General features: G+C 37.9%; 16 protein-coding genes. 6 read left to right on the top strand and 10 right to left on the bottom strand.

Annotation, left to right across the window (positions count from 1 at the left end):
- Window position 1 precedes the first annotated feature (1 nt).
- Window positions 2-4,171 (bottom strand): PAS domain S-box protein, encoded by a 4,170-nt coding sequence (locus tag J0M37_08360; protein MBN8585095.1) that lies wholly within the window; start codon window positions 4,169-4,171, stop codon window positions 2-4.
- 390 nt (window positions 4,172-4,561) lie between these two features.
- Between J0M37_08360 and J0M37_08355 the strand changes: the two genes are divergently transcribed.
- From J0M37_08355 to J0M37_08340, 4 genes are all read left to right on the top strand, one after another.
- Window positions 4,562-5,053: a hypothetical protein gene (locus tag J0M37_08355; protein MBN8585094.1), complete on the top strand. Its 492-nt coding sequence runs from the start codon at window positions 4,562-4,564 to the stop codon at window positions 5,051-5,053.
- A gap of 28 nt (window positions 5,054-5,081) precedes the next feature.
- Window positions 5,082-5,219, top strand: coding sequence for a CcmD family protein (locus J0M37_08350; protein ID MBN8585093.1), 138 nt, complete (start codon window positions 5,082-5,084; stop codon window positions 5,217-5,219).
- A gap of 38 nt (window positions 5,220-5,257) precedes the next feature.
- A complete protein-coding gene (gene ccsA / locus J0M37_08345; GenBank protein ID MBN8585092.1) occupies window positions 5,258-7,648 on the top strand; it encodes a cytochrome c biogenesis protein CcsA in 2,391 nt (796 codons plus the stop codon).
- A 228-nt stretch (window positions 7,649-7,876) separates the two neighbouring features.
- Window positions 7,877-8,629: a DUF2202 domain-containing protein gene (locus tag J0M37_08340; GenBank protein MBN8585091.1), complete on the top strand. Its 753-nt coding sequence runs from the start codon at window positions 7,877-7,879 to the stop codon at window positions 8,627-8,629.
- Window positions 8,630-8,874: 245 nt separating this feature from the next.
- Here J0M37_08340 and J0M37_08335 read toward each other — a convergent pair whose 3' ends face one another.
- From J0M37_08335 to J0M37_08300, 8 genes are all read right to left on the bottom strand, one after another.
- Window positions 8,875-9,723 (bottom strand): CxxxxCH/CxxCH domain-containing protein, encoded by an 849-nt coding sequence (locus tag J0M37_08335; GenBank protein ID MBN8585090.1) that lies wholly within the window; start codon window positions 9,721-9,723, stop codon window positions 8,875-8,877.
- 30 nt (window positions 9,724-9,753) lie between these two features.
- Window positions 9,754-11,049, bottom strand: coding sequence for a cytochrome C (locus J0M37_08330; protein ID MBN8585089.1), 1,296 nt, complete (start codon window positions 11,047-11,049; stop codon window positions 9,754-9,756).
- A gap of 12 nt (window positions 11,050-11,061) precedes the next feature.
- Window positions 11,062-12,393 carry a hypothetical protein gene (locus J0M37_08325; GenBank protein MBN8585088.1) on the bottom strand — a complete coding sequence of 444 codons (1,332 nt, stop codon included), beginning with the start codon at window positions 12,391-12,393 and terminating at the stop codon, window positions 11,062-11,064.
- Window positions 12,394-12,465: 72 nt separating this feature from the next.
- On the bottom strand, window positions 12,466-13,026 hold the full coding sequence (locus J0M37_08320; protein ID MBN8585087.1) for a cytochrome C554: 561 nt from the start codon (window positions 13,024-13,026) through the stop codon (window positions 12,466-12,468).
- 74 nt (window positions 13,027-13,100) lie between these two features.
- Window positions 13,101-15,161 carry a cytochrome c3 family protein gene (locus J0M37_08315; protein MBN8585086.1) on the bottom strand — a complete coding sequence of 687 codons (2,061 nt, stop codon included), beginning with the start codon at window positions 15,159-15,161 and terminating at the stop codon, window positions 13,101-13,103.
- A gap of 29 nt (window positions 15,162-15,190) precedes the next feature.
- Complete coding sequence (locus J0M37_08310; GenBank protein ID MBN8585085.1) at window positions 15,191-16,069, bottom strand: cytochrome b/b6 domain-containing protein; 879 nt, start codon at window positions 16,067-16,069, stop codon at window positions 15,191-15,193.
- Complete coding sequence (locus J0M37_08305) at window positions 16,030-17,943, bottom strand: cytochrome c3 family protein (protein MBN8585084.1); 1,914 nt, start codon at window positions 17,941-17,943, stop codon at window positions 16,030-16,032. The genes J0M37_08310 and J0M37_08305 overlap by 40 nt, the downstream gene beginning before the upstream one ends.
- A gap of 9 nt (window positions 17,944-17,952) precedes the next feature.
- Window positions 17,953-18,303 (bottom strand): hypothetical protein, encoded by a 351-nt coding sequence (locus tag J0M37_08300; protein MBN8585083.1) that lies wholly within the window; start codon window positions 18,301-18,303, stop codon window positions 17,953-17,955.
- Window positions 18,304-18,557: 254 nt separating this feature from the next.
- Here J0M37_08300 and J0M37_08295 point away from each other — a divergent pair, with 254 nt between their 5' ends.
- The gene (locus tag J0M37_08295; GenBank protein MBN8585082.1) at window positions 18,558-19,292 is read left to right on the top strand and encodes an SRPBCC domain-containing protein; all 735 of its coding nucleotides are present in this window, start codon (window positions 18,558-18,560) and stop codon (window positions 19,290-19,292) included.
- A 231-nt stretch (window positions 19,293-19,523) separates the two neighbouring features.
- Here the strand turns inward: J0M37_08295 and J0M37_08290 are convergent, their stop codons facing one another.
- Window positions 19,524-20,870, bottom strand: coding sequence for a sigma-54-dependent Fis family transcriptional regulator (locus J0M37_08290; protein MBN8585081.1), 1,347 nt, complete (start codon window positions 20,868-20,870; stop codon window positions 19,524-19,526).
- Window positions 20,871-21,141: 271 nt separating this feature from the next.
- Here J0M37_08290 and J0M37_08285 point away from each other — a divergent pair, with 271 nt between their 5' ends.
- Window positions 21,142-23,247, top strand: a complete 2,106-nt coding sequence (locus J0M37_08285) for a T9SS type A sorting domain-containing protein (GenBank protein ID MBN8585080.1) — start codon at window positions 21,142-21,144, stop codon at window positions 23,245-23,247.
- Window positions 23,248-23,368: the final 121 nt, after the last annotated feature.

Genomic DNA, 23,368 nt, shown 5'->3' with positions numbered 1-23,368 from the left:
CTTATATCTTAAACTCAATTTCTACGTAAGTTCCGTTATTTCTTTCAATTTTAAAGGTACCGTCAATTTGTTCAGTCAGCATTTTTACTAGCTTAAGACCTAAGCTTTCAGTTTTATTCACATCAAAATTTTCCGGTAAACCCGCCCCGTTATCTTTAACATATAAATTCACTAACCCGTTATTAATACAGTACCCGGAGTTTATTGTTCCCTTTTTATTAAACGGGAAAGCATATTTAAGGGAATTCGTAAGAAGTTCATTAAAAATTAACCCAATAAGCACCGCTCTTTTCAGATCAATTGAAGTACCCGTTTCGAAGCTGGTTACCAGAATAACATTCTCGTTTATTTTATACGTTTTATCAAGTGATTCGATCAGCCTGGAAAGGTAAATATTAAGATCGATCCTGCTTATATCGTCTGTAGCGTAAAGCTGCTCATAAATTGCTGAAAGAGAATTGATCCGTGATATTGAGTTCTGGAATATATTGCGGGTATGAGAATCCTTAAGATTTCCTAATTCCAGATTTAACAGGCTGGAAATAACCGTTAAATTATTTTTTACCCTGTGCTGAAGCTCTTTTAAAAGAATCTCTTTATCTTTCAGGGATTTTTTAATTGCAATTTCCTGGGTTATTTTTTCAGTTATATCAAATACCGAAGTTAGTATATAAAGCTCGCCATCGAGCTCAAATTTATCCATAAAAAACGCTGCGTTATATTTTGTACCGTCCTGTCCTGTATAATCTATTTCAGTATAAGTTTTTTTATCATTTCTTAATATAGTACTTACCAATTCTTCCCTTTGTCCTGCTGTAAATAATTTAAAATCAAGAGTTGACTTGCCAATAATATCTTCATATTTTAATTGCGTGATATCAAGCAGCGCTTTATTTACATCAATAAACTCCCCTGTAGATGCTTTGGTAATTGCTATACCTACAGGGCTGGAATGGAAAATTTTGCTGAATTTTTCCTCACTTTCTCTCACTTTCTTTTCGATTTTCTTAATCTCTGTGATATCGTTAATAATTGTAATGTAATATTCTTCACTATCCAGCTCAATTATTTCCCGCAGCATTATAACATTCAGCGGAGAACCATTCTTTCGTCTCAGTTCGAATTCCGCACCTCTCAGCTTATCATTTTTCATTGCAGCAAGAATAGCCTCATTTATCGTTTCATTATATAAGTTCAGTTCAAAAGGAGTTTTACCTATAAATTCTTCCCTGCTGAAACCTGAAAGCATTATTAAGGCTTCATTCACATCAGCGTATTTCATATCCTTTACCCTGATAATACTGATGCCTATAGGCGAATTATTAAAAATTTTCGAAAACTTTATTTCATTTTCTATAATTTTTTGCTGAATAGCTTTTCTCCTGGTTATATCCCTGCATACACAAAATACCAATTTTTTTCCGTTAACAACCGCACCGTTATTGCTAAGCTCTACGTTTATTAAGCTGCCGTCTTTTCTGGTATGAATGGTTTCGAAATGCTCACCTGATTCATTGACATTTTGAATCATATTTTTTATTTCATCTGTCGTAAAATTCTTATCCCAGTCCCAAACAAATTTCGACATAATTTCATTATGACTGAAACCAAGCATTTCTGCGAATTTCTTATTTGATTCAAAAACTTTTCCATTTTCATCAAGCACAACAATTCCGTCGCCTGATTCATCTATAAGCAGCTTTCTCCTCACCAGGTCTTCCGCCATTTGCTGCTGCGTTTTTAGCTTTTCGGTAATATCGCGTGTAATTATTATCAGGCCTTTGGGATTTCCGCCGGCATCATCATATCTGCTTGCAGTCAATTCTGCTGTAAATTCACTTCCGTCTTTTTTTCTTAATTTAAATGTCTCTGAATCAGGTTTTCCTGTGTTAATAATATTTCCGAATTTTTGCATAGCCATGTTTCTGTAATTTTCGGAAACAAAGCCAAAGACACTCATTCCGTCAGTACTTTCCTGGGCAGAATAACCGAATAGCTCCATAGCTTTTTTTGAAGAAAAAATCAGAGTGCCATTGAGATCAGTTACAGAAACCGAATCCGGCGCTGAATCTATTAATTTGTAATACAATTCCCTGCTGTTTGCAAGCTCAATTTCTGTAAGCTCCTTATTCAAAGCCCCTCCAATTATCTTACCGGCGGTTTGCAGGGTCTGGACTTCAAACTCCTGCCACTTCCTGTCATACCTGCATTCATCAAAACCTATCATGCCCCATAATTTACCTTTAACAAATATCGCTATGAAAAGATAAGAACGCAGGTCCTGAACATTCATTATATATTTTTCAAAATCACTTTCCATCTCCTCAAGGTAGCCCGTTAAATATCCTTCTTTATTGAACCGGTGAAGCTTTTTGTAAAAATCAGAAGTTTTATCAATTTCAAAATTATCAGTATCAAGAACTGATGAAGAGCTGAAAATACCAGAATCACACCATTCATAGATCTGTTTAAAACAAATACTGCTTTCGGTTTCTTTTTCTTTTCTGAAAATATATGTTCTGCTTAAGCTGAAAATTTTTCCAAGCTCTGCAAGTACAAGATTCATATTGCTTTCATTTGTTCCGCCTATCAGGATTCTTTCTGCAAAATCTGTAATGACTGAAAGTATTGCTTCCCTGTGCCTTAAGTCATACTCTGTCTGTTTCTTTTCTGTGATATCCCTTACGATAGAAAGTATAGTATCATTATTTACCGGCACTAACCTGTCTTCATATGTTTTTATTTTTCCGTTAATTTCCAGTGAAAATTCAAAAGTTTCAATTGTGTTATCGCTAGCCGCTTTTTTTATTAATGAAATTGCCTTGTTTGATATATTCTCCGGCATTACATCTCGGAGATTTCTCCCGAGAAAACCTTCCGGTGAAATATAAAGCTCCGAACTATCGGCACACTTGTAATCAAGCAGAACCCCCTCTTTATTCAATTTGAACATAAGATCAGGAATTGCTTTAAAAAAAGCATCTTTTTCATTTTCTATATTTTTGATATTTGTTATATCTGTACAGATTGCCCCGATAGAGCTGAAATTACCTTCGGAGTCATATAACGGAAATTTGGCTGAAATGAATATATGATCCCGGTTATTGATTTTAGCATTCTCTTCAAATACCTGCAGTTTGCCGGTATCAATTACCAGCTTATCGTTTTCTGTATAAAGATCAGCATTGTATTGGGGGAACAGCTCAATAACTGTTTTGCCTATTACTTCTGCTCTTTTTAATTTAAGTACTTTTTCAGTATATAAATTAATATCTATAAATCTGCCTTCCAGGTCTTTGATCCAAACGATACTTTCTACATTATCAAAAAAACTTTTAAATTTTGTTTGGCTCGCAGTCAGCGCAAGAGAATAATTTTTAATTTCAGAAATATCATTTACCAGTGTTAAAATACAGGTTAAAGAATCAAGCTCAATTACTTCACAGGATATCATTGCATGTCCTGTTGAACCGTTCTTTTTTCTGAACCTTACTTCAACATTGGAAATTTTTCCTTTTTTTATGATCAATTCTTCAGTAAAACGCGAATCTTCGTTATTATACCACAGGTTTAGTACTATAGGGTCGTTGCCAAGCAATTCATCCTTTGAGTACCCTGTCATAATACAGAATGCCTCATTTACATCAACAAACAATCCATCAGTAATATTGTTGATACAAATTCCTGCCGGGCTGGAATGAAATACAGTAGAAAGCCTTTTTTCGCTGTGCTTCAGCTTAAGTTCAGTTTGTTCTCTTTTCTTAATATCATCCAGCAGGCTGTTGTTAACTTCAAATAATTTTAAAGCCATGGAAATTGATTCAAGCAATACAAACTCACCAGAGCTTTTTATTACATACCCATAGCTTGTTATCGATTTTACTTTATCTACTATTTGTTTTTCTGAATGTGATGTAAGGAAAATAATAGGCAGATTTTTTATTTTCAGAATTTTGCTGGCTGCTTCAACTCCGTCAATACCGTTGCCCAGGTTTATATCCATTAACACAAGGTCTATAGATGGCTCTTCCTTAATTTTACTGACAGCTTTTTCACCTTTGTGTGATACAAAAACTTCATAACCGTTATTTTTCAATATTTTAGAAGTTGAAAGGGAAATTATGGCTTCATCTTCGACCAGTAAAATGGTCTTTTTTTCATGGGTGTGCATAATACATTTTATATCTTAAGAAAAAGATTATGTATATGCTCCTGCGGATGGATGAAATTGCTCAAGGGTAATCTTTTTAAATAACTATTTCACAGCAAAATAAACTGATTTTTGAGTGTTTACAATGCTAAATATTTTCTGAACTAATATGCTGAAAAATTGTTTACAAATACATAACTGTTTATCAGTAAATTTTCTCTGAAAAATCATTCCTGTTATAAATTCATTATATGATTTAAATCATTTTAGTTAACTCCACTATATATTATGTTTGTATATGATTTTTATCCACAGTTTTGGATAATTTTGAGAATTTTTGCATTATTTAAGCATTTTTAAAAGTTTTTAATTACATTATATTATAAAAATTTCAAATTAACTTATTTTAAAATGTTCCATACAATAATAAAATTATCAGCTTTTGCTTTAATGACAGTTCTTTTAGCTTCCTGCACCAAAGAGGTACCTAAGGAGCTACTGAACAACCAGAAACCACAGCAGAATCAGCAGCAGCAGGTTGATAAAAATCAAATGCCTGATGATTCAATACACAGAAATCTTGGTAAAAATAACACTGATTCGCAAAACGATACCCAGGGTGATACTAAAGCTGTAGAAATGATGAAAGCTGCCGATGATGCTGAAGCGAAATATTTGAAGTCAAAATCGGATGCGGATAAGAAAGAATATATAACAAAACAAATGGGTGCGGCTAATTACCTGATGTTCGAAGCAAATCTTTCGCCCAAGAAAAAATATAAACCGGCTCTGCAGCGTTATAACAAGGTGCTTGAAATAGACCCCAAAAATGCTGAAGCTATGGAAAACAAAAAGCAGATCGAAGATATTTACCAGTCTATGGGAATGCCGATACCAAATTAAAAATTTTTAATGTTAAATTTTATTTTTTATGGACGGATTATATAATTTTTTAAATACTTACCAGTTTTACGGGTTACTTGCGATAATCCTCATCATTTGGGCTGGAATTTTTCTTTACCTCAAAAATTTAGGCAGTAAAGTAAACAAATTACAAAAAGAAAATTAATTTTCACAATTTAATGATTCAAACAAAATTATAACACAATGGGACCATATTTAATCTACGGTGCATTTGCAGGTGCCTTATTATCATCAATTCTTTACTTCCTTTCCGCAGGAGGCACTGCAAAATACATTAAACAGGCAAGGATGCTGTTTCATGTTTCTGCCGTTTTAACAATTTCATCAACTGCGTTCCTGCTCTATCTTATTATGACGCACCAGTTCCAGTACACATACGTCTGGAATTATTCTTCCCGTGACCTGCCATGGAACCTGCTGATAGCAACATTCTATGCCGGACAGGAAGGCAGCTTCCATTTGTGGGCGTTCCTAATGGCGATTTTGGGAGTGTTCCTGCTTCCATACCTGGCAAACAGAGATTCAGAGAAGCTGCAGGACAATATGCCCAATGATAAATACGAGCCTCTTACAATGGGTACATTCACTCTGGTTTCAGCTTTTCTGCTGTTTATTATGATAATAAAATCACCTTATTTATTTGTATGGCAATCTTTCCCTGCCGATGTTCAGGTCGGTTTTATACCGGAAGATGGCAGAGGCTTAAATCCCCTGCTGCAGAATTTCTGGATGTCAATTCATCCGCCGATACTGTTTTTGGGATTCACTTCACTGGCAATACCATTCAGCTTCGCAATAGCTGCACTCATAAAGAACCGCTATGATAAATGGATGAAGCTTGCTCTTCCATGGACGCTTTTCGGCGGTATGATACTTGGGCTGGGCATTATGCTTGGCGGTTACTGGGCATACGGTGTTTTAGGCTGGGGCGGTTACTGGGCATGGGATCCTGTTGAGAATTCATCTTTTGTTCCCTGGCTGTTAATTATAGGCGCAATTCATACTATGGTAGCCGAAGAAAAAGTCGGCAAATATAAAAGAACAAGCCTTATTCTATGTGTTCTGGCATTTGGAATGGTACTCTATTCCACATTCTTAACCAGAAGCGGAGTTTTAGGAGATGCCTCAGTACATTCATTTGTTGACCCGGGTCAGGAAGTATATTTATTCCTTATCGTATTTCTGGGCTTATTCGCAGGCGGCGGACTAGCACTTATTGGCTTCAGGTTTAAAAGCTTAAAAACAGAAAAATCCGAAGGACAGGTCAACCTGCTTTCAAGAGAGTCAGCTTTATTTGTAGGCGCGATCACAATATGCGCTACAGCGCTTGTTATTGCAGTAGGTACAAGCTGGCCGATAATCAGTAAAGGTACTGTTGAACCTGATTTTTACAACAGAATGAACCTCCCACTCGCAATTCTGATAGCGGCAATAAACGGTATCAGTATCTTACTCAGATGGAAACATTCTGATGAAAAATCCTTCTTTAAAAGTTTATATTTACCGCTTGGTTTTACAGCGGCTGTAACAATTACTCTTGTAATTCTTGGGGTTAGAGATTTCCTCATGGCGCTGCTTGCCGCAGCTTCATTTTTCGCAGTGTTTATTAACGGAGAAATTGCATATACAATATTTAAAAAGAACAAAACCAAAGCCGGCGCATATATTGCGCATATGGGCTTGATGCTTTTATTCCTAGGTGTTATTGGTTCAGCAAGGTATTCAGTTGAAGAGAACGTCTCTCTTCCGCTGGGAGAGCCAAAACAGGTGCTTGATGGATATGTATTGACCTATAAAGGAGCTACAGAAATTCCGGGTGACAAAGAAAAATATCATTTTAATGTTATAGTGCAGAAAGATGATAATGCATTTCTGCTTCAGCCGGTAATGTATTACAGTGAATACTCAGAAGGCATTATGAAAAATCCGGATATTGCCAATTTAGTTACCAAAGATCTGTATCTCTCGCCAATGGCTCTCGAAGAGCCCGGCCAGTTCACACCGAATGATATTCACTCATTCAAAAAAGGTGAAGAAAAAGAAATCAACGGGATGAAGATCAGGTTCGTTGATTTTGACCGCTCTAAATTCAACCGTGAAGAAATGGAAGCCGGCAAGATGAATATAATGGGAGCTGAGCTGGAAGTAACTGTGAACGGTAAAACTGAAAAGATAATTGCAGAACAGGAAATGTCACAGAACGGCAGCAATCCTATACCGGTACAGCTTCCCGGCAATGATCATTATACTTTCTACTTCACAAAAATGAGCGTCGAAACTGAATCCACTGTAGATATTGCGGTTATTGATAGCCACAAGATGCAGGAAGAACAGGGCGCCCCTGAAACCCTGATATTAACAGCAAGCGTTAAGCCGTTTATTAACCTTGTATGGGGCGGTACTATTGTGATGGTATTAGGATTTTACCTCTCACTATTAGCCAGGCACAGAAGAATAAAATCTGAAACACGCAAAGCGGAGCATTTGAATTCAAACGGCAGCCACACTAACGGGAACGGCAAAGCTCATCACAGTAAAAAACATCAGCACAAAGAAGAAGAAGAGGAAGTTTAGTTAAATAAACAAATAAGGAATTATTCAGGAGATATCAGAAATGATATCTCCTTTTTTATTTCAACTATTAATTTCGACATTATTTTTAAATAATAAGATCTCTTATGTTACAATCATTTACAATTAAACCGGTATGATTCCGGAATTTCTGTATTATTTTTGTATAAGAGTGATTTAAAACATTCAACAACAAAATACAAAGTCATGAAAAATAAGATAATTATTATCATGGCTCTTGCACTCATCTCATCCATATCCGCAGCCTTAAGCTTTTTTTCCGCAGAACCAAATACAATAAATAAAGTTATTCCTGCAGTATTTAACGGCTCTTCAGTTACAGATGATGAGCGCGAAAGTATAAAGTATATGCGTGAGGAAGAAAAGCTGGCCCGTGATGTTTATACAATGATGTATTCTAAATACAGCATAAAACCTTTCAGGAATATAAAGCAGGCTGAACAAACTCATATGGACCTTATGAAAGACCTGCTGGCAAAATACAGCATTGATGACCCGGTAATTTCAGATGAAACCGGTAGTTTTACTAATTCAGAGCTGAAATCACTTTACACAAAACTTATTGAACAGGGTAATTTATCACTGGTTGATGCATTAAAAGCCGGTGCATTGATTGAAGAAACCGATATTGCAGATCTTGATAAACAGCTTAAAATTACAGAAAATAAAGATATAAAAGAGACCTATGATTATTTAAGATTTGGCTCTGAAAACCATCTCAGGGCTTTTGTAAGGAATTTAAGTGCTAACGGTGTTGAATATTCGCCGCTGGTTTTGGCAAAAGAAGATTTTGACAAAATCATACTTGCCAAGAATTCAAATAATAACAACTGCTGCGGAAAGTGTGACGGCAAAGGTAAAGGAAGAGGAAACGGAAAAGGTAACGGCAGATACTATAATGGAGATTGCCCTAATAATAACTACAGAAACAACAATTGCCCTAACAATTCATGGAGGAGGTAAATTATATTTATTAATCTAATGATAAACCTTATCAAAACTAAAATATACATTCAATAAACTGAACTATAATTAAACAGGGTGACTCCTAATCAGGAATCACCCCGTTTTTATTTTGAGATTATAGCAAGTTATGCATTCAACTGGTACAGCCTGTGAATTTGCACCTGTGATGAATGCAAGTTCAGTTGTAAGAAAAATTATTGTCACCCTTTGAAATAAACAAAGGGTGACATAATTCAACTTACTTAATAATTTACTTCTCCGTTAATATGAAGTTCCTTATCAATTATCTGTCCCGAAGGATTCATCACGGAACTATGACAAATATAACAGGTTGTACTATTCATAAATGAATAGTGCGGCGGTGTAATTACACCGTTTACCTGCGGCGTCGGATTCCCTGTGTTAGGATCCCCGTGACAAGTTCCGCATACAACACTTCCCGGATTTGTCCACACACCAACTGCATTTACATTGCCTTCTTTAAATGTACCGTGGCAGTAAACATTGGAACATGTTGCAGTGCTTCTGTTCCATGTCGGGTCCGGTCTGATCGGTCCGCCTAAAGTATCGTAGGCCCTTGTGCCAAATACTATTTCAGCAATACCATCTGCATCCGGTCCGATATGATTCGGGTCATCAAAACCGTTAATATCCCTGTGGCAGTCTTCACAGCTTAGTGCAGCGCCGTAAACAGAATACCTGTGGCTCATATGAACACCTACACCAATAGAGCTCACAGAAGTATCACCGTTAAGCGCGCTGGGCGGATTTGCATGATCGCTGTTGCCATGGCATAGCCTGCAGTTTTCAGGTCCGCCGCTGCCTGTATGGCAGCCTAAACAGGTAGAGCCTGAAGTTCCGCCGGAATAGTCGCCCCCATGGCAGGTTTTGCATTGCCCAAGGTTCCATTTAGTGGAAGCTATATAGCTTCCGTGAAAATTACCGGAACCCGGATTACTCCATCCTTCCCCGTGCGTTCTTATTTCCGGGGCAAGTGTTACGCTATTATCAAGCTCACTGCATCCCTGGTATAATAATACGGATGCAAGAAAAGTAATGAATAATCCGTAAAACAATATTATCTTTTTCATTTCAGGTGAAATTTATATTTTTTGTAACTTTTATCTTAACTTGAACTTATCAGAACCCGTGCTTTCATGACAGTAGCCGCAGAATCCCCTGCCTGCAATACCGTTAGGTTTTGCATTCGCATCTGTATGACAGCTGTAGCAGTTAGCCCCTTCAGTATCGTGCCAAATGCCCTTTTCATCTCTCATAAATCCTGATTCATGTGTTTTCGGATTTGTACCCTTCACACCATCATTATCAAAATGGCATTTAACGCATACCGGGTCTCTGCCTTCTACATCATGGCATGATGCGCATGACTCGATATCTTTTTTAGCCAGGTCTGAATGCAGCCCGCCTCCGGTATTTACGCCGAATGTGGTAAATCCTGCAACCTGGTGCGATGTGGGTGCAAAACCGGATACCAGCTCCCCGCCGTTCTGGTGACACTCAGCACAGAATGTACTTTGTTCATGGCATGTTTTGCATTCAAAGCTTTTCTGGTTGGCGTCAAGTCCGTGCATGAATTTATAATTCAATGAGTGAGCTGTTGTAAGCTTTTGCAGCGCTGTTCTGTCAGTTCTTACACCGGTTTCTTTTGTATAATACGGCGCATAGAATCCCTGTTTGGTATTATTTCCATTGAAACCAACCGGTGAATGACAAGCCTGGCAAAGATTATCGCTGTGGCACATCATACAGTTGTTCTTTCCGCTGGAAATATCGCTGAGCTTATGTTCATTCAAAAAATTAGGACTGCGGTGATTTGCCGGCGTTAAGTTTGTCAGATTGCTGTGGCAGCTTTCACAATTATTTGAAGCCTTTTGAGTATTGTGGCAGCTGTAGCAGCTTTCCATTGAAGGCATTCCCGAAGCTGTGACTTCTTTTGAATATTTTACGTTATCAAGTCCCTGGTGGCAATCAATACACTGTTTCTTTTCTGTATCTATATGCTGCTTATGAGAAAAAATCAGCTCGGTTTTATTTGTTTTAAGCTTTTTGTAAACTCCCTCGTAATGACAGAGGTTACATGTCTTCTCATCTTTCACATCGTGGCAGCCTGAGCAGTTTTCTTTCTTCGGGTTCAGGTTATCTTTGGAAGAAATACTGTTAACTGCGCCTGCATGGCAATCTTCACATTTTACGCCTGCATCTTTTACATGCAGCTTATGATCGAACTTGATGATTTTGCTGTTATCATATCTTACAGCTTCGTTTTTTGAATCTGCAAATACTTTTGATACTGAATTCTTATTCAGGCTTTTGGAATCTTTAACAAGATATGCTGTTGAGCTTAAAAATATTAAAAGCCCTGCAATAAGAAATATATATAGTTTAGTTATTTTCATTTCACTTTTTCCTTATAATTTCTTAAACAGCCAGTAGCTGAAACCTACCAGGCATCTTGCGTCAGATTTATAGATCCTGTTAATTAAGAACTGCCCCTGCACATCCACAGAAAATTGCGGCATGGGTCTGTATGTAATACCAAGCTGACCGCTGAAAGCGTTTACTTTATCCACTTCGTAGTCACCCAGCTTATAATTTGAATAATTAACCGATGCTGAACCGGATACTTTATCTTTATATATATCTTTCTGGATATATGCAGAGACTCCGTCTGATTCACCCGAATAACCCATATACCTTGTAAAATTCAATCCGTAGTTCGGATGCGAGAAACCTGCCTGAATTTTAATTGAATTATTCTTGGTTTCACCGGGACTGCTTTGGTTAATTTCACTCTTTTTATATAATACCACACCGGCTCTTCCGTAAATGTTTATCCCGTTCTTTAAAGTATAATCAAGTCCGCCTGCTATTTCCTGGTTCTGGTTATAGTTAAATACCCAGAAAATACTGTTATAATTATAGTGCGGTTCCCTGTACATATATTCTATAAAGCCTCTAAGCTCATTGTTTATCTGTATCCTTACATTAGCTTCTGCCCGGTAAAGCTTTTTCTGGGTCAGATCAAAATAAGCTTTTGCAAAGAAGTTATGCTTAGCCAGGTATGTGTAATTAAGATCTAGGCCAATTAGCTGTTCGGCGGGACCTTCAAATGTAATGGTCCTTTCTACAAGATTGTAAACGCTGTCAGCCCTGAAAGTTGTGTAAGATTCAGGAGTGCGTTTTTTGTGCGAATAGCTTACTGAAGCCATCAGGTCTTTAACACCGTAATAGCTGAACATTCCCCCGAAATGGTAATTATTCTTTATCTCGGGGTAATTATTGAATTCATAAGTGTACGGAGCGAGGGCGCCTCCATACAATGTGAACTGGTACTCTTTGAACTTTCCGGCTTTAACTTTCAGGTTTAATCCGTCAAGTGTTCCCCGGCCTGTGCCGGCAAAGATGCTTTGCCTTCCAAGCTTTACATCAAGCACGCCAAAAAGGTTCGATCCTTTTACATACGCGTTATAAAACCTGTATGCAAATCCTCTTCCTGATTTGGCAATTATATCCTCTTCGGTCTGGGCTAAAGTGTTAAAGCTCCACTGCGTGCCCTTTACTTCCAGAAGATAATTCTGGTAACCGCGAAAGTGGGTTGTTTTTGCGCTTGACTCATTGGAAAGGCTGTCTATCCTTTGCCATGCATAAAAATAATTATTGAACCTGAAATTTACTGATTGCGCATAGATACTGCCTCCAAGTATCAAAATGACTATCAGCGGCAATAGTTTAGGTTTCATTTTATATTTTATTTATAGAAACGTTCTGTATCTTTCCTGTAATTTATCTTTTAATTATACGTTTTAAGCAGCTTACTGAGGTTTGCTGTGCTGAATTTTCGGCCACATTTCATCATAATTAAAGCTCTTGAATGTCGGGCTTTCTGAATTATGACAGCCTGTGCAGAATGCTGCTTTATCATCGTGAACTATCAAACCGTTCTCTTTTGATTTTTCCTTATCTTTCATTATAGAAAGCTTTTTATATTCTGAACCTGCACCGTGGCATGTTTCACACTGAACGCCGTCTTCTTTGCTGAATGTTGATTCAAGCTCTGTTGGATCAATATCTTTGCCCAATACATGGCACTTTAAGCAAGCCGGGGTTTCTGCTGCCGGTGTTGTGAATCCTTTATCTTTTGCAATTTTGTCAGCTTCAGGGGTCTGCAGCACTTTAAAAGCATTAGAGTGTTTGCTGTTCTGCCAGATATCAAGCTGTTTTCCCTGGGCATCTGTTTTATGGCATGCGCCAACACAGGTCTGTACGCCTACATATTTTCCGGCTGCTGCTTTATGCGCATACTCAAAAAATGTAAAGCTGTATGCAGCAAATACAATAACTGCCAATACCGCTATTGAAATTTTTGTTCTCATTTTATTTACCTCTTCAACAATTAATTGTTAATGATTTATTTATGTTAATTTAATTATTTATTTTTTAAATTTCTTTATTTAACGAAGTTCTTAAGCTTCTTTTTCTTTTCATTAAGTACTGTGGTTATCAGGTCATAATTATGCACGTAAATGCTCGGATGTGATGTTATCTGGTTCAGGATCTTTTTAGCATCTTCGACTTCAGCTTTTTCTTCATTGCCCAGCTCCATAGTTTTTGCTTTCTGAATTAGCTCTCCAAGCTCAGCAGAAATTTTCTTAACATCCGCTTTCCACTCTCCCATTTGGTCGTCATAACCGGCTTCGTGGCATTTTAAGCATATCATTTTATCGGGTTTTACAACTTTATCAGCATTTAAGTGACAGTCACCGCAGCCTGCACCCGCAGTTTTCATAAAATCAGGCTGGTTCTTTCCGAATACATTTCCGTTATATACCTGTTCCTGGAATTTATGACATTTTACACAGCTTTCATTGGTTTTGCTGGCTGAGTGATGACAGTTATTACAGCCCTGTTCGGTGATAATAGTAGTCCCGTGCTTCTGTTCATTTGAGTGACACTTATTACATGATATTTTATTATCTATTATATGCTTGTTATGTGAAAAATTCATATCGAACTTCTTCACATTTATTTCCTGTATTCCTGAGTGGCAGCTGTAGCATTCATTCGGTATAAATTCTGAAGCTGATGTAAATACCGGCAATGAATTTGCTGCCCCTATTGTTGAAAGAGCATTTTTCATCAAACCATAAGCGCCTATCAACAGCTTATCAGCAAACTGGATATTATGAACGCTTTTTCCTATTTCTACTATCTTAATATTATGTTCAGCCTGTCTCATCATTTCTTCAGCCTGCGGCTTTTTATCGCTTGTGCTTTTTGAAATTATCGGCATCACATTTTTATAGATCGAATTAATTGATGCCACTCTTTTTACTGTTCCGGCTTTCCATTGTTCTATAAGCTTATCATAACCTTTGCCGTGGCATTTTTCACAGGCTTTACCTCCTGATTTGGATGTGTTTATATCCATCCTGTCCATTTCATGGAATACATGACAGCCGCGGCAGTTGATACCGTTCATGAACATTGCGCTGGGTGATTTTTCCACATTAAATCCGTTCTCACCTGTGTATAAACTCACCATTTGTGTGTGAGCATTGGTGTGGCAGCTCTGGCAGTCCGGCGGTGCAGTCGGATCCATCTTCTGAACTTTATGGTCTATCTGGTTATGACATGTAAAACATTTCATGCTGTGCTTTTTGATGTGTGTTTCATGCATCAGCTTAATATCTGTCATCTTTTCAAGCCGTTCGGTTTCAAAATGACACTGGAAGCACCTTTCCTTGCCAACATCACCTTTGCCTGAAACTGTGTTTGAATGGCAATCCAAACATGCAAACTTGTTATCCCGGACTGATGTATGGTCATACCTGAAGCTTGCCATTTCTTCTTTTGATTTATTTTCCCAGCTGTGGCATGTATTGCAGTCAGCAAGCTTATCATATTTATGCTCCGGATCATCTGATTTCTTGAAGTGACAGGTAAAACAGGTTGCTTCAGTAACTTCAATGTGAGAACCCTGCACAACCTGTGAGTGACAGCTTGTACATTTAAGTGTTTTGCCCCTGCGCTGTTCCTGCAGGTGATTCTTATGGCTGAACTGAACACCCTTAAAATTGTAAGTTGAATCTTTTATATTCTGCATTTCATGGCAGCCGGAACGCGCGCATGTGTTATCCGGAATTTCTGCCCATGGTTTGCGCTTTTTGTATGATTGTGATACATAGCTCACTATCTGCACTAATCCGTTCAGCTTACCGCGAACAGTTCCTGAAATTCCCGGTTCAAAATGACATTCTACGCAATCTACTTTGTTATGAGCTGAGGTTCGCCAGCTTTGATAGAATGACTCCATGTAATGACAGGTCGGGCAAAAAGCCGGCCGGGAAGTATATTCAGCAGAACCTGCCAAAAGTATCAGGAATAATCCGAGGTAAATACCGGTAAACAGGAAAAATCTTTTTAATCCTCTCACCTTTTTAAAGAACCTGACTTGCTTTAGCTCTTTCGGCTTTTCTGATGGTGTTTCTGCTTTAGTTTCTTCACTCATAATTTCAGATTTTACTGCGATTAGTAATTTTATTTTTTTGAATCAGAATTATTTTCTTCCGCTTTGTTCTCTTTTTCTTCGTTTGCTTTAATTGCTTTTTTTTCTTTTTCAGCTTCCGCTGCAGCTTTTTCTGCTTCTGCTGCGGCTTTTTCGTCAGCAGCTTTTCTTTCAAGCTCTTCAAGCTCTAAAGGATGTTCATGCTCCATCTGTTCACGGGTTAAATACCCTTTTGACCAGGCTTTATTCATTGGTGCAACATCCGGGTTTATAAATATAAAGTAAAAATGCCAAACAAGAATTGCCAGCGAAGCAAGTATAGCTTCGTAATAATGAATAGCAGTAGAAACTTCCATTCCTTCGGTGCCTACTATCTTTAAAAATGTATTTTCGAACCACAGTATAAAACCCGTTGCGCTCATTATCACAGTACCCCACACTACAGCCCAGTATTCCATTTTTTCTATGTAGCTGAACCTTCCGAGCCTTGGCTTTACATCAGATCTCCCTATCAGGTAAAGCATGGAATCCTTAAAATCTATAAGGTCCTGTTTGCATGGCAGAAAGTCCCTGACCAGCTGTTTACCGCGCGGAACAAATAATATATAGTATAAATGATAAACAGATGCACCTATCATTACCAGGGATGCTATTCTGTGAACTATTCCCCTTGCTTCAAATGCATTATCGCCAATTATATATACTATCCATTTTACCCAGAAGGCTTCAGGAAATTTAAGTCCGAAACCGGTTAGGATCAGAGTAATAAAGCTTGTAAATAAAAGGAAATGCTGAACCCTTTCATTAAAGCTCATTCTGAGATATTTTATATCTTCAAAACTTTCCTGTACCTTTATTTTATCTTTCCCGCTCATTTTTTCTTTTTCCCGTGCTGTTTCCTGTGCTGCCATTTTCTTCTGTAGTCAAGAATATTATGGAACACCATAAAACCTATCAATCCGAATATCATGAACATGTAAATTCTTGTGATCCAGAACACAGCAGGTGAATCTTCTTCAAGATTTGTCAAATGTATCTTTTTACTAAACAATACCTCGGTTGCTCCGGGATGACATTTACCACAAGTTTGCGGCAAATACTTTTTATGAATTGTTGATAAAGAATCAGTTGAAGGCCTTACGTTATGATTACCATGGCAGCTTTCGCAGTTCGCAGCTTCCTTACCTCCGCCCCTGATAGCCAGCCCGTGAAAGCTTTCACTGAATGTCTCTGATACCTGTGTTGGAAGGTCATTTCTTTCAACAAGCTCAACAGAGCTGTGGCAGTTTGAACAGAGCGTAATAATATCCCTGGATTTCTGAAGCTTGTTATCAACATTCTTTGTAATAATTCCGTGATTTCCATGGCAGTTATTACAGGTTGGAGCGTCTTTATTATCTTTGCTTACCCCTATTTCATGAATGCTTCCGTTAAAATCCGCAAGCTGGTTTGTATGACATCCAGACTGACCGCATGTTTTAGCTATATTTTTCTTGCTTATCCTGCTGTTGGGATCATTTGCGCTTTCCATTTCATGTGCACCATGGCACTGGTAACAGGTCGGTGCATCAAAATTTCCATCCTTTAACGCCAGGTAATGAATACTGTTCTGGTATCCGGTTATTAACTCTTCTTCGCCTTTATAATTCTTATGCGGTATCTTGCCATCCTTATGGCAGCTTAAACATTTATCTGTTAGATTTATCTTCGAAAAATCGTTGGAAAGCAGTGTTGACTGTATATCATGCTCACCGTGGCAATCAGTACATGTGGGGGCTTTATCGCTTCCTTTTAAAAGTTCCTGCCCGTGTTTTGATTTTTTGAAATGCTCAACTGTTTCTTTGTGGCACTTTCCGCAGGTTTCCATCAGCTTAGCCCGGTTTGTGGAAGCTTTCGGATTATTAGGCTCCTGTATCATATGGTTTCCGTGGCAGTCAACACAACCGGCAGCTTCAAGCAATCCGTCTTTTTCAACTGCTGCATGAATGCTGGTTTTGTAATGCTGAACGAATTTCGCTGAGCCTTTTTCTTCGCCCGGGAATTTTTTCTCATCAAGATGGCACTCTAAGCATGCCTGTGATTCCACCGATATTTTGCCGCGTATTATCTTATGTGAACCATGGCAGTCAGTACAGGTTGGCGCATTCTGGTTGCCTTTGTTCAAAACAGTCATGTGAATGCTGTTCTTAAAATTCTTTTCATGGTCGCCATGACACTTTCCGCATGTTGCGGTAACTTCATGTTTGGCGATTTTCTTAACAGTATGTCCTCCGCCGTGACAGCTTTCACATGTTACATTGTTCTTTGCATGAATACTTTCAGAGTAATGCTGTATGTTCTTCTGTTTGTGGCAGCTTAAGCATGATTTAGTCTGTTCATTGGCAAATTCTTTTGCCGGCTTTATATCATGTTTTGTATGGCAGTCATAACACTTAACTTTGGCGTGAACATTAGTTTCAATATTTTTCGCTTCTTTATGGCAGCTGATACAGTTAACCTCAGCCGGATTTTTTGAATGAGGAAGCTCATCAGGGTTATAATTCTCATGGCAATCTTCACATTCTGCAACGTTATGAACTGATTTTTTATAGCCTTCACCGTTTACGAACAGGGATATTTTCTTCCCGTTCTTTTCCATGGTTAGTTCTTTATCTTCATGGCATGAAAGGCAAACATCTGTACTGGATTTTTTTAAGCCTGAATAGCTGTCCGCAAATATCAACAACCCGCTGATAAGTATAACTGGCAGGAAAATTTTAAATATATTTTTCAGATAGCTGTTCATTTATAAAATTTACTGTACCCTTTCCGCTATTTCCTCAACTGCTTTTTTCAGCTCGCTCAGCTTAAATGGTTCTGACATATATTTTACATTAACCGATTCACTGATATCTGAACCAAGTGAAGGAAGGCAGATTATTGGTATCTCGCTGAATTTCAGTTTAATTTGTTTGCTTAATTTAGGGTCAATATCTTTATCCAAAATTAGGCAGTTTACCTCATTGTTAAAACGATCAATAAAACTTTCATTTATCATTTCACCGCTGGTACAGGTGATCTTATAATGCTCCGAATCAAGCGTTTTCCTGATAAGCGAGCATATCTCCGATTTTAAGCTTAGTATATGTACATTAAAATTATTCATATATTTATATACCTTGTCTATATATCATACAAATAACGTGCCACAAATTTGTTGATTTCCAGCCAATTTTAGTATTATTTACATTTTATTGTGGAAAAATTCTACAAAAAATGCAGATTTTTAGGGGAATTGATGGGGATAAAATTTTCCGAATTATCTCCATTTTTTGAATAAATTTTCTTACCACTTTAACCTTGACAATTCATTGTTGGTATATTATATTTATATGTGACTAAATAGTCACATATAAATATATGGAAATTGTCTGGAAAGCTTTATCTGATAAAACACGCAGGAAGATCCTGGACCTGCTGAGAGAAAAGGAAAGAACCACCGGTGAGCTGTGCAAACATTTTAAAAAACTCACCCGGTATGGTGTAATGAAACATCTCAATATTCTGCATAAAGCTAACCTGATAATTATTAAACGGGAAGGGAAAAACAGGTGGAATTACATTAACCCGCTTCCCATAAGAGAAATTTACGAACGCTGGGTAAAAAAATACGAAGCGGGATGGAGCAGCTATTTAATAGATTTCAAAAATAAAATGGAGAAACCAAAAATGGAAAAGATCAAGTTCACAGTAGCAGTCAGGATAGCAAAACCTATTGAAGAAGTATTTAAAGCTTTTACGGATAATGAGATCCTAAGCAGTTACTTTGTAACTGCGGCAAGTGCACCAATAAAAGCTGTTGGAGATAAAATAACGTGGTCATGGGGTGAGCATAAAACAGATATTACAGTTACTGAATTCGAAGAAAATAAAAAAGTATCTTTTACGTGGCCTGCTTATAAAGTTGATTATGACCTGAACTGTACATTTGAATTTGAAACAGTTGACGGTAAAACAAGAGTAGTTGTTACTGAAGAAGGCTGGAAAGATGATGAAGCAGGCATCAACAGTTCACTAATGAACAATGCCGGATGGAAAGATATGCTCTTAAGCATGAAAGCATGGGTAATGTATGGTGTTGATCTGAGAAAGTAAAAGGATTCGGCTGCATAAAAAGCTTCTCGTTGGAGTGCATCAACTGAGTTGATGTATGCACTGACATAGTCAGTGCACTCCACGAAAAGCATACCGGGTTAATGCGTCTTTCAACAACCAATGACGGCAGAAGAATGAATTTTGTTGTTGGTGTCAAAATCAACAACGGTAATGGTTTCCCATTTATCACTTCACGTTTGACGATTCACATTTCACGTTTGACATTATACATCACTCCAGTTCATACTCTTTTATCTTCTTGTAAAGGGTTTTGCGGTCTATGCCTAATATCTTTGCTGCCTGCAGCTTGTTCCAGCCGTTCTCTTCAAGCACTTTACGGATGTGAACTTTTTCCAGGTCTTTCAATTCTAGGTTTCCCCCGGGAGTAATATTTTCGATTTCATTACCGTTTGAAACCAGGAATTTAAAATTATGTCTGCCAAGCATATCTGTATCACTGGAAATTACAGCGCGCTCAATTACATTTTCAAGCTCCCTTACATTTCCCGGCCAGTTATGATTTGTTAAGACCTCAATGGCATCGCCTTTTAAAGCGGCATTCTTATTCATTTTAGCTGATATCTTTTTGATAAAATGATCTGCTAAAATAGGGATATCATCTTTTCTTTCATTTAATGATGGAAGAGAAATTGATACTGTAGCGATCCTGTAAAACAGATCCTCGCGGAATTTCTTTTCATCGATCATTTCTTTGATCACACGGTTTGTAGCGCTTAAGAGCCTTACATCAACTTTTTTTACCTTATCACTTCCAAGAGGTTTAATTTCCCATGTTTCAATCACCCTGAGAAGTTTTGACTGCAGGTTAAAAGGCATTTCCGCAATTTCATCAAGCAGCAGGGTTCCCCCGTGAGCAAGCTCAAAAACGCCTTTTTGAGCTTCAACCGCACCGGTATAAGCTCCTTTTGTATGACCGAAAAGTTCACTCTCAAGAAGATTATCCGGAATTGCAGAACAGTTGATTGCTATAAACGGTCCTGCTGCACGGCTGCTGTTATAATGTATTGCTTTGGCAACAAGCTCCTTACCTGTTCCGCTTTGACCTTCAATCAGCACATTGGCATCTGTTCTTGCAACATTTTTTATCATATCAAACACATGAAGCATCTTTCTGCTTTTGCCGATTATGCTGCTGAATGATGAATTTTCATCCAGCTGAGAGCGTAATGTTTCAACCTGTGAATTAAGCCTGATATTTTCTACAGCCTTATCGAATTTCAGTATAAATTCATCAAGGTTAAACGGCTTGCCGATATAATCAAACGCTCCAAGCTTCATTGCTTCGACTGCGGAGTCAATTGAGCCGAATCCGGTGATCATTATGAACAGGGTATCATCTTTTTTAGCGCGCAGCAGGTCTAACCCGCTTACATCCGGCATCTGCAGATCTGATATAATAATATCAAAATCGCCATTTTCCACCAGCTGCATTGCGGCTTTTGAATCATTTTCGGTTAAAGCATCATACCCTTTTTTTTCCAGTACTTTTTTTAAAAGTATTGTGGAATTAACCTCATCATCTACTACCAGTATTTTTATATCTTCGTTACTCATCATATTTGATTATTGTGTTACTATACATACAAATATAAATATGTTTGTCATATCAAATTATGATAAAAATCATATTTCATATTGATGTTAATCATAAATAACCTCATTTTCAGCAAAATTTTCAAAAGTGTGTGTAAATAAACCCCACATCATAAAAAACCAATCAAAAATATGTAATTTATCGGCACTTTTTTTGGCACGCTATTTGATGATATAATAGTCAACTGTATATAAAACAAAAATGTTAAACACCAATAAATCAGGAGGAATTATAATGAAACGGACAGGGACTTTCTTACTTTTTATGGTTCTATGCGCCGGATTGGTAATTGGAGCTCCGAGGGTTAAAATAGTTACAGAATATGTAACTCCTCAAATGCTTGCTACGAATTCTGCTTACACTCAAGATTCAACTGTTGCCAGCGGATTAAGATCTGTTGCCAAAGGTACATATGTTTATTTAAGAGCATGGAATTTCGGCGATACTGCTGCTATCCAAAGCGCTACATGGACAATGCTGGTAAAACCATCAGGTTCTGCTGCATCACTTGCAGGATTAACAGGCTTACCGACCTGGCAGAAATTTAAAGCTGACTTAACCGGTACATACCAGGTACAGGTTTCTGTTGTTACATCAACAGGTTCAAAAGATACAACAGTAACATTATACGCTGCAACTTACGTTGGTACCGGCGGATTTGATAACATTCCCGCTGCATTCCCCAACTGTATGAGCTGCCATAACGGCCAGCCTACTTTCACTGATATTTTTAACAGGTGGAAAGTTACAGGACATGCAACATCATTCAAAACAGGGATATCAACATTGAATTCAGGTTTCGGTCCAAGCTGCTTCAAATGCCATACAATGGGTTATGATCATAACATAGTTGCAAGCAACAATGGTTTTGATGATAAAGCAGTTGATCTGGGATGGAACTGGTCATCGTATGCTCCTCCAAAACCCGGTAACTGGGATACAATTAAAAACCGCTTCCCCACTCTCGCGCCTTTTGCAGGTGTTGGATGCGAAAGCTGCCACGGACCCGGAAGTGAACACGTATTCGGCGGCGGAGATACAAATAAGATCATGAAGTCTGTTAACGCAGGTGTTTGCGGACAGTGCCATGATTCACCGCCACAAGCACCGATATTCACACAGTGGAAAAATGCAAAACACTCAAGTGTTATATGGAGCAATTCATTCGCCCAGAATAATAACGGAACGAATAATCTCGATAACTGTATCAGATGTCATGATGGACAGGGTTATGTAAACTTTACCAAAGGTATCGGAACAAATACCAACGGTAAAACCGTTGCAAGCCATGAAATGGTATCATGCGCAACCTGCCATGACCCGCACGGTAACAGTAATAATGCATACTTAAGATCAAGACCTGCAGGCAGTGATACACTTGCAAACGGTTATCATTATACGAATGTTGGAAACGGCGCAACTTGTATGGATTGCCATAAATCCAGAAGAAATACAATGACATATGCTAACACTAGAATTACCAGCGGTAACTGGGGACCGCATCATAATTCACAGGCTGATATCTACTTAGGACAGAACTTAGCTACATTTGGCGGCGCACCATACAGGTCAACTCAGCATTTCACATTTTTACAGAATGCCTGCGTTACCTGCCATATGGCTCCAACAGATACAGCTTCAGCTAACAGAGATAAAGTCGGCGGACATGCATTATTCCTGCATAACGAAGCTACTAACTATGATCATATGAAAGCCTGCCAGAGCTGTCACTTTGGAAAAACCAAATTTGATGACTTTATATCTGACGCAGATTATGACGGTGACGGAAATATAGAGCCATGGCGTGGTGAAGTAGCCGGCAGTTTAACAAAACTGGCTATGGCATTACCACCGTACGGTGTTGATTCAGTAGCATGGCAGTTAATAGCAGCTGATACACTTAATCCAAATCATCTTAATATGAAAAAAGCATACCTCAATTACCTCTCTATCAGAGACGGAAGTGAATATGGTATGCATAATGCTAAATACTGTATCGATGCTTTGGTTGCATCAAGAAATGCAATAGTAGGTATAGTAAATCTTTCAAATGAAGTTCCGCAGAGATTTGAACTCACGCAGAATTATCCGAACCCGTTTAACCCCACAACAAAGTTCAAATTCTCGCTGCCAAAAGAATCAGATGTAACTATTGCTATATTTGATATACTTGGCCGTGTTGTAAAAGTTGTTACCAAAGATAAATTCACCGCAGGTACATATGAAGTTGACTGGGATGCAACAAATGATATGAACTCAAAAGTTGCAAGCGGTGTATATTTCTACAGAATAGTTGCAGGTAATAATACTGCAATTAAGAAAATGGTATTACTTAAATAATCCTTGCAAATACAGGTCTCTTACTTTGAGCATCTGGTTTGTTGAAAAATAGTTAATTGAGATAAAGATCCCGGATGACTTGAAAAACCCCCGCTGATGAAGCGGGGGTTTTTATTTACAA

Source organism: Ignavibacteria bacterium (assembly GCA_017303675.1).
Classification (GTDB): Bacteria; Bacteroidota; Ignavibacteria; order Tepidaquicellales; family OLB5; genus OLB5.
The sequence above is the reverse complement of the archived record's forward strand: the minus strand, read 5'-3'. Positions and strand labels throughout refer to the sequence as shown.

Excerpts from the sequence above, each read along its gene's own strand:
- J0M37_08360 (MBN8585095.1), bottom strand. The coding sequence starts at position 4,171 with ATGCACACCCATGAAAAAAAGACCATTTTACTGGTCGAAGATGAAGCC.
- J0M37_08355 (MBN8585094.1), top strand. The coding sequence starts at position 4,562 with ATGTTCCATACAATAATAAAATTATCAGCTTTTGCTTTAATGACAGTT.
- J0M37_08350 (MBN8585093.1), top strand. The coding sequence starts at position 5,082 with ATGGACGGATTATATAATTTTTTAAATACTTACCAGTTTTACGGGTTA.
- ccsA (MBN8585092.1), top strand. The coding sequence starts at position 5,258 with ATGGGACCATATTTAATCTACGGTGCATTTGCAGGTGCCTTATTATCA.
- J0M37_08340 (MBN8585091.1), top strand. The coding sequence starts at position 7,877 with ATGGCTCTTGCACTCATCTCATCCATATCCGCAGCCTTAAGCTTTTTT.
- J0M37_08335 (MBN8585090.1), bottom strand. The coding sequence starts at position 9,723 with ATGAAAAAGATAATATTGTTTTACGGATTATTCATTACTTTTCTTGCA.
- J0M37_08330 (MBN8585089.1), bottom strand. The coding sequence starts at position 11,049 with ATGAAAATAACTAAACTATATATATTTCTTATTGCAGGGCTTTTAATA.
- J0M37_08325 (MBN8585088.1), bottom strand. The coding sequence starts at position 12,393 with ATGAAACCTAAACTATTGCCGCTGATAGTCATTTTGATACTTGGAGGC.
- J0M37_08320 (MBN8585087.1), bottom strand. The coding sequence starts at position 13,026 with ATGAGAACAAAAATTTCAATAGCGGTATTGGCAGTTATTGTATTTGCT.
- J0M37_08315 (MBN8585086.1), bottom strand. The coding sequence starts at position 15,161 with ATGAGTGAAGAAACTAAAGCAGAAACACCATCAGAAAAGCCGAAAGAG.
- J0M37_08310 (MBN8585085.1), bottom strand. The coding sequence starts at position 16,069 with ATGGCAGCACAGGAAACAGCACGGGAAAAAGAAAAAATGAGCGGGAAA.
- J0M37_08305 (MBN8585084.1), bottom strand. The coding sequence starts at position 17,943 with ATGAACAGCTATCTGAAAAATATATTTAAAATTTTCCTGCCAGTTATA.
- J0M37_08300 (MBN8585083.1), bottom strand. The coding sequence starts at position 18,303 with ATGAATAATTTTAATGTACATATACTAAGCTTAAAATCGGAGATATGC.
- J0M37_08295 (MBN8585082.1), top strand. The coding sequence starts at position 18,558 with ATGGAAATTGTCTGGAAAGCTTTATCTGATAAAACACGCAGGAAGATC.
- J0M37_08290 (MBN8585081.1), bottom strand. The coding sequence starts at position 20,870 with ATGATGAGTAACGAAGATATAAAAATACTGGTAGTAGATGATGAGGTT.
- J0M37_08285 (MBN8585080.1), top strand. The coding sequence starts at position 21,142 with ATGAAACGGACAGGGACTTTCTTACTTTTTATGGTTCTATGCGCCGGA.